Raw genomic sequence first — 5,071 nt, 5'->3', positions numbered from 1 at the left:
CGGGGGGGGGGGCGCCGCGTCCGTCACCCCTCGTAGCGCTTGACCCGGACGCGGGCCGGGCGGAGGAGCGTCCCCTTGAAGCGGTAGCCCTTCTGGAAGACGTCGGCGACCGTGTCGTCCTCCTCCCGGACCTCCGTCGGGACCGTCATGAGCGCTTCGTGCGCGGCCGGGTCGAAGCGCTCCCCCTCGGCCGCGACCTCCTCGACCCCGGCCGACTCCAGCGCGCGGTGGAGCTTGCGCTCCACCATCTGCGCGCCCTCCACGAGCGACTGCGCGGTGGCGGTCTCGGGGTCGTAGTGCGCAACGCGCTGCAGGTCGTCCAGGACGTCCAGGAGCTTCTCCGCGAGCTGCGCCTGCGCGCGGTTCCAGGCCTCCGCCCGCTCGCGCTCCACCCGCTTCTTGTAGTTGTCGAACTCCGCGGCGAGCCGCAGGTGGCGGTCGCGCGCGGCGGCCAGCTCGCGCTCGGAAGCGTCGGCGGAGGCGGCGGCCCCGGCGGAGGGGCCGTCGGAGCCGGGCTGCGCGCCCTGCTGCCCCTGGCCGTCCGCCTCCTGCTCGGGCGCCGTGGGGGTCTCCGCCGGGGCGTCCGCTGTGTCGTGCTTCTTCATCTCGTCCGTGGGCTGGAATCGTCGTCGGGTGTGCCCGCGCGGCCGGAGCGTGGCGGGCCCGGATCTGGGGCGCGCCGGAAGGGGCGCGCAGAACAGGGGCCGCAGGGGGCAACGTGCGTGCCAGGAACCCGCGCCATTCTGGCAGTCAACCGGGGATCCGCTTCGCGATCCAGTCAGCGACTCCCACCACCACCTCCCCGCGCTCCAGCTCGTTCAGCGCCTCGTGCCGGAGCCCCGCAAAGCGCCGCACCTCCACGTCGCCGCGGAGATCGCTCGCGAACGTCTCCGTGGCGTCGGAGAGCACGATGCGGTCCGCCCCGGGCACCACGAAGAGGAGCGGCACGCGGATCCGGCCGCGCCGCTCCACCGCGGCGCGCATGGCCGCCTGGATCTCCACGTACAGGCGCGGGGTGACCCAGGGGTGCACCAGCGGGTCGGCGCGGTACGCGGCCACCACCGCCTCGTCGGAACAGAGGTCGGCGGGGTCGATGCCGTTGGCGAGCCGCAGCGAGGGGGCGATGCGGGCGAGCGCGCCCGCGAGCGACACCTTCCAGGCGGGAGGCCGGAGCGCCACCCCCAGGAGCGGTGCCGAGAGGACGGCGCCCGCGAAGGGAGCCTCCGCGTATTCTTCGAGGTGGCGGATGGCGACGAGCCCGCCGAGCGAGTGCCCCAGCAGGAACACGGGGAGCCCCGCCGGTAGCCGGGCGGCCACGTGGGCGCGGAACGCCTCCAGGTCGTCCACCAGCTCGGCGAACCGGCGGACGTGCCCGCGCGTGCCCGGCGAGCGGCCATGGCCCCGGTGGTCCGTGGCAAACACGGAAACGCCGCGGGCGACGAGGTCCGCGGCGAGCGTGGCGTAGCGCCCCGAGTGCTCCCCCAGGCCGTGCGAGACCAGGAGGGCGGCACGCGCCTCCGCGGCCTCCCAGGCGCGGGCGTGCAGGAGGAGGCCGTCCGCTCCCCGGAAGGTGCCGGAGCTCCCCTCCCCCGCGGCCCCCCGCACGCTACGGCGCTCCCGGCTTCCCGAGGTCCAGCGTGCGGAAGCTGCGGAGATAGACCAGCAGCGAGTACACCGTGAGGACCACGGCCACGGAGAGCACGACCACGGTGAAGCCGAAGTGGAACGTCTGCCACCCGGCCCACACCGGCCCATCCCAGCCGTCCGCGCGCGCCTTGCTCTGCAGGGCGTACCAGAGGATCGCCGCGCCGATGAAGATGTTCTGGGACACCGCCTTGAGCTTCCCGGGCCTGCCGGCGGCGAGCACCACCCCCCGCTGCGCCGCGTAGCTGCGGAAAACGGTGATGAACGCTTCGCGCCCGAAGATGACCAGCATGATCCAGAGCGGGAACTCGCCTCCGAACCAGGGGAAGCGCGCGTCCGGACGGGCGGAGTGCGAGAGGATGTAGAACGGGATGAAGGTGGCGGCTACGAGGAGCTTGTCCGCCAGAGGGTCGAGAAGCTTCCCCAGGTCGGTGATCAGCCCCTGTGAGCGGGCGAGGTGCCCGTCCCAGAGGTCCGAGAAGGCAGCGGCCAGGAAGATGAACCAGGCGGCAAGGCGGGGACCGTACCCGTCCACGAAAAGGAGCGGGACCAGCACCAGGGCCAGAACGATCCTGCCGAGGGTGATCAGATTGGGAAGGTTCATCCCGCGCACCCGTTCGGCCTGTTCAGCTCAGTGACTTGATGACCGACTTGCTCACCGCCTTCAGCGTGTCGAACACCCCGATCCCGCGCACGCCCACCGCCTCGAAGTACGGCACGCGGTCGGGGTTGAGCTGCTCCTCCAGCTCCTGCAGCGAGGAGATGTTGGGGAGGTCCCGCTTGTTGTACTGGATGACGAATGGGATCTCCCGCAGGTCCAGCCCGTACTCGGCCAGGTTCTCGTACAGGTTGTGCATGGACTCGATGTTGGCGTCGAGCCGCTCCACCTGGCTGTCGGCGACGAACACTACCCCGTCCACCCCCTTCAGGATCAGCTTCCGGGAGGCGTTGTAGTACACCTGCCCCGGCACCGTGTACAGGTGGAAGCGCGTCTTGAAGCCGCGGATGGAGCCCAGGTCCACCGGGAGGAAGTCGAAGAACAGGGTGCGCTCCGTCTCCGTCGCCAGCGAGATCAGCTTCCCCCGGGTGTTCGGGGCCACCTTCTCGTAGACGTACTCCAGGTTCGTCGTCTTCCCGCAGAGACCCGGACCGTAGTAGACGATCTTGCAGTTGATCTCGCGCGAGGCGTAGTTGATCATCGACATGGCCGTATCCTCCTAGAGATCTCCGAAGAGCCGGTCGATCTCGTCCTCGGCCTCGTCGACGAACGCCGTTTCGAGATGGGCGCGAGTGGGGCTGGCTGCATCGCGGTCGAACATCTCCCGGAAGATCTCCCCCAGCTCGCGGACCACGTTCTTCACCTTGACGCGGACCATCCCCAGCGTGGTCCGGTTGTCGAACAGCACCACCAGGATCACCCGCTTCGCCACGTCCGCCAGGTACATGCTCTCCTTCTCCCCCTGGTGGAAGAGGGAGGAGAACTCGTTCTCGCCGATCATGGAGGCGAGCTGGTCGTTGGCGGAGAAGTCCGCGGCCGCCAGCGACGAGAAGGCGACGGAGTCGAACGCCGGCTGCTCGCCCACCGTGGCCACGAGCTGCCCGCTGCGGTCCACCAGCAGGGCGCACCGCGTGTTGGACTCGTACAGGAAGCCCTGCAGGAGGCGCTCGATCCGCTGGAAGTCGCGCTGCTCGAAGGACCAGCTCGCGGCTCCCGCCATCAGCGCACCTCCGGGGTGAGGGGACGGGCGGCGAGCGAGTCCTCCATGCGGGCCAGGAGCGCGGCGGCACGGCGGCGCAGGAGCGGGCGCGCCTCCCAGGCCATGAAGTCGCGCAGGAGGAGGACGGTGTCCACCGAGGCCGGCCGGCCGCCCAGGTACCCGAGCGCGGCCAGGCGGCGCAGCGGGTGCGGGCTGAACAGGTCGCGCTGGTGGCGGCTGATCTGGTCGCGCACGAGGAGCGCACCCAGCGCCGCGGCGGCGGCGACGGTGAGGAGCGTGAACCCGGTGGTTCGCAGGATCTGCCTGGTTTCCATACGCCCGGTGGAGGTCGTCCCGGATGACTCGGCTGCTGACGCGGACAAACTAACGAATGGGACGGCGCGGGGAAATGGCGTCCCCCGCCGGGAGCTACATCTCGCGGCGGGCGTTCAGGGCCTCGGCGATGGTGACGCCGTCGGCGTACTCCAGGTCGCCGCCGATGGGGAGCCCACGGGCGATGCGGGTGACGCGCACCCCCAGCGGGGCGATCAGCCGGTGCAGGTAGAGCGCCGTGGCCTCGCCCTCCACGCTGGGGTTGGTGGCGAGCACCACCTCGCGTATGCCGGAGTCCACGCCGATGCGCCCCAGCAGCCCTTCCACGTTCAGCTCCGCGGGCCCCACGCCGTCCAGCGGCGAGAGGTGGCCGCCCAGCACGTGGTAGATGCCGCGGAACTCGCCCGTGCGCTCGATGGCGCCGATGTCCGACGCCTCCTCCACCACGCAGATCACGGAGACGTCGCGGCGCGTGCTCTCGCAGATGGCGCAGGTCTCCCGCTCGGAGAGGTTGCCGCAGCGCACGCACGCACGGACCCGCTCGCGCACGGCGAGGATGGCCCGCGCGAGCCGCTGTGCTTCCTCGGGGGGAGCCTTCAGGAGGTGGAAGGTGAGCCGCAGCGCCGTCTTCCGGCCGATGCCGGGGAGACGGGACAGCTCACCCGCCAGGTCGTCGATGACCGACAAGCCGCGTTCCCGCCGCGCCTACAGGTCGGGGAGCTGGAAGGGGAGCGGGAGCCCCCCGGAAAGCTTCCGGACCTCCTCCTCGTAGAGCTGCTGGGCCCGGTTCTGCGCCTCCGACACGGCCGCGAGGACCAGGTCCTCCAGCATCTCCACGTCGCCCCCCTGCACCACGGTGGGGTCGATCTTGATGGCCCGGACGCGGCCCTTGCCGTCCGCGGTGGCGGTGACCATCCCGCCCCCGCTGGAGGAGGAGACGGTCTTCTGCCCCAGCTCGCTCTGGAGCTGCGTGAGACGGGCCTGGACCTGCTGGCCCATCTCGAGGATCTGCTGGAAGTTGTTCATATCTGCCATCGGGCCGTGCGGGCGAAGTTTGCACAAAATACCGGCGGGCGCGCCGTCCGCAAGTGACGGACCGCGGTCCGCGCGGGGCGTCGCGCCGGGCTAGTCGACCAGCTCCAGGTCCCACTCCTGTACCGCCGCGGCGAGGAGGGGTTCCTCTTCCGTGAGCCGGCGCAGGCGGTCGCGCCGGGCGCTCTCCGCGGTGATCCGTCCGGGCCCGGCGCCGTCCCCGCCGCTCGCCTGCCCCTCCGAGAACGACAGCGTCACCCGCCGTCCCACGCGCTTCCCCAGCGCGTCCTCCAGCGTCCGCCGCGCCGCGGGCGCGGAGAGCCGGTCCAGCACCGGCGAGCCGGGCGGAACCGCCACCCTCACCT

General features: G+C 71.5%; 9 protein-coding genes. All 9 read right to left on the bottom strand.

Annotated features, from left to right (window positions below; translation table 11 throughout):
* Positions 1-23: 23 nt before the first annotated feature.
* A complete protein-coding gene (locus tag VGR37_16225; protein ID HEV2148953.1) occupies positions 24-605 on the bottom strand; it encodes a nucleotide exchange factor GrpE in 582 nt (193 codons plus the stop codon).
* 145 nt (positions 606-750) lie between these two features.
* Positions 751-1,605, bottom strand: a complete 855-nt coding sequence (locus tag VGR37_16220) for an alpha/beta hydrolase (GenBank protein ID HEV2148952.1) — start codon at positions 1,603-1,605, stop codon at positions 751-753.
* 1 nt (position 1,606) lies between these two features.
* The gene (gene pgsA, locus VGR37_16215; GenBank protein HEV2148951.1) at positions 1,607-2,248 is read right to left on the bottom strand and encodes a CDP-diacylglycerol--glycerol-3-phosphate 3-phosphatidyltransferase; all 642 of its coding nucleotides are present in this window, start codon (positions 2,246-2,248) and stop codon (positions 1,607-1,609) included.
* A gap of 22 nt (positions 2,249-2,270) precedes the next feature.
* Positions 2,271-2,849, bottom strand: a complete 579-nt coding sequence (locus VGR37_16210) for a GTPase domain-containing protein (GenBank protein HEV2148950.1) — start codon at positions 2,847-2,849, stop codon at positions 2,271-2,273.
* A 12-nt stretch (positions 2,850-2,861) separates the two neighbouring features.
* On the bottom strand, positions 2,862-3,362 hold the full coding sequence (locus VGR37_16205) for a roadblock/LC7 domain-containing protein (protein ID HEV2148949.1): 501 nt from the start codon (positions 3,360-3,362) through the stop codon (positions 2,862-2,864).
* Positions 3,362-3,676, bottom strand: a complete 315-nt coding sequence (locus tag VGR37_16200; GenBank protein ID HEV2148948.1) for a hypothetical protein — start codon at positions 3,674-3,676, stop codon at positions 3,362-3,364. The genes VGR37_16205 and VGR37_16200 overlap by 1 nt, the downstream gene beginning before the upstream one ends.
* Positions 3,677-3,770: 94 nt before the next feature.
* Complete coding sequence (gene recR, locus VGR37_16195; protein ID HEV2148947.1) at positions 3,771-4,361, bottom strand: recombination mediator RecR; 591 nt, start codon at positions 4,359-4,361, stop codon at positions 3,771-3,773.
* Between the two features lie 18 nt (positions 4,362-4,379).
* Positions 4,380-4,700 carry a YbaB/EbfC family nucleoid-associated protein gene (locus VGR37_16190; GenBank protein ID HEV2148946.1) on the bottom strand — a complete coding sequence of 107 codons (321 nt, stop codon included), beginning with the start codon at positions 4,698-4,700 and terminating at the stop codon, positions 4,380-4,382.
* A gap of 99 nt (positions 4,701-4,799) precedes the next feature.
* Positions 4,800-5,071, bottom strand: a 272-nt coding sequence (locus tag VGR37_16185) for a hypothetical protein (protein HEV2148945.1), incomplete at its 5' end; no start/stop codon positions are given.

This window comes from Longimicrobiaceae bacterium (assembly GCA_035936415.1).
Classification (GTDB): Bacteria; Gemmatimonadota; Gemmatimonadetes; order Longimicrobiales; family Longimicrobiaceae; genus JAFAYN01.
This window is presented reverse-complemented; position numbering and strand designations above follow the sequence as displayed.

What these genes read in the sequence shown, in the direction of transcription:
- VGR37_16225 (HEV2148953.1), bottom strand. Translation starts at nt 605, where the DNA reads ATGAAGAAGCACGACACAGCGGACGCCCCGGCGGAGACCCCCACGGCG.
- pgsA (HEV2148951.1), bottom strand. Translation starts at nt 2,248, where the DNA reads ATGAACCTTCCCAATCTGATCACCCTCGGCAGGATCGTTCTGGCCCTG.
- VGR37_16210 (HEV2148950.1), bottom strand. Translation starts at nt 2,849, where the DNA reads ATGTCGATGATCAACTACGCCTCGCGCGAGATCAACTGCAAGATCGTC.
- VGR37_16205 (HEV2148949.1), bottom strand. Translation starts at nt 3,362, where the DNA reads ATGGCGGGAGCCGCGAGCTGGTCCTTCGAGCAGCGCGACTTCCAGCGG.
- VGR37_16200 (HEV2148948.1), bottom strand. Translation starts at nt 3,676, where the DNA reads ATGGAAACCAGGCAGATCCTGCGAACCACCGGGTTCACGCTCCTCACC.
- VGR37_16190 (HEV2148946.1), bottom strand. Translation starts at nt 4,700, where the DNA reads ATGAACAACTTCCAGCAGATCCTCGAGATGGGCCAGCAGGTCCAGGCC.